A 1122-nucleotide genomic window follows, 5' to 3' on the forward strand; every position below is an offset into this window, starting at 1 on the left:
GGCAGGACTGCGTCCTGCCTAGCGATTGAAATCGCCCCCACAAATAAAGCGGCCCCTCTCCCGCGTGCGGGAGAGGGGCCGGGGCGGGCCGCAATCGGAAGAGGGGCGTCAGGCGCGGAACTGATCCATCAAGCCCTGCTGGTGGTTGGCCAGGCGGTTCAGCGCCTGGCTGACCTGGGCGGATTCCTCGGCCTGGCCGGAGAGGGATTCGGTGACGTCGCGGATCGCCGCCACGTTGCGGTTGATCTCCTCGGCCACCGCGCTCTGTTCCTCGGCGGCGCTGGCGATCTGCAGGTTCATGTCGGTGATCACCGTCACCGCCTCGCCGATGCGCTGCAGCGCGACTACCGCCTGCTCCACCTGCTCGACGCTGCCCTGGGCCTGGCGGTGGCTGCTGTGCATCGAGCCGACCACCTCGCGGGTGCCGTGCTGCAGGCCCTCGATCACCTGGCGGATTTCCTCCACCGAGTCCTGGGTGCGCTTGGCCAGGTTGCGCACTTCGTCGGCCACCACGGCGAAGCCGCGGCCGGCCTCGCCGGCCCGCGCCGCCTCGATGGCGGCGTTGAGCGCCAGCAGGTTGGTCTGCTCGGCGATGGCGCGGATCACCTCCAGCACCGAGCCGATCTGCTCGCTGCTGCTGGCCAGCGCCTGCACCTCCTCCATGGCCGCGCTCATCTCGCTGGCCAGTTGCTCGATGGCACTGGTGGTGCGGCCGATCACGCCGAGGCCCTCGCGGGTGGCGTGGTCGGCGCCGCGGGCGGCTTCGGCGGCCTGGGCGGCGCTGCGGGCGACGTCCTGGGCGGTGGCGCTCATCTCGTTGGAGGCAGTGGCCACCTGTTCGACTTCACGGTACTGCTGCTGCATGCCGGCGCTGGTCTGGCTGGCGATGGCGGCGGACTGGTCGGCGGTGCCGCGGGCATCCTGCACCGAGCGTTTCACGTCGGCGATGATCGGCTGCAGCTTGTCGAGGAAGCGGTTGAACCAGCCGGCCAGTTCGCCCAGTTCGTCCTGGCGGGCGTAGTCCAGGCGGCGGGTCAGGTCGCCTTCGCCGCTGGCGATGTCCTTGAGCATGCCGGCCACCCCGAGGATCGGCCGGGTCACGCCGCGGGCGGTGAGCCACAC

1 protein-coding gene is annotated in these 1122 nt (G+C 70.9%); it reads right to left on the minus strand.

The window, feature by feature from the left end; all coding sequences use genetic code 11:
- Nucleotides 1–108: 108 nt before the first annotated feature.
- Nucleotides 109–1122 (minus strand): methyl-accepting chemotaxis protein (locus tag ACFW0B_RS25830; RefSeq protein ID WP_449151801.1); only part of this gene is annotated, 1014 nt, incomplete at its 5' end.

Origin of the sequence: Metapseudomonas phytobenefica, assembly GCF_043392685.1 — a bacterium.
In the GTDB taxonomy this organism is placed as follows: Bacteria; Pseudomonadota; Gammaproteobacteria; order Pseudomonadales; family Pseudomonadaceae; genus Metapseudomonas.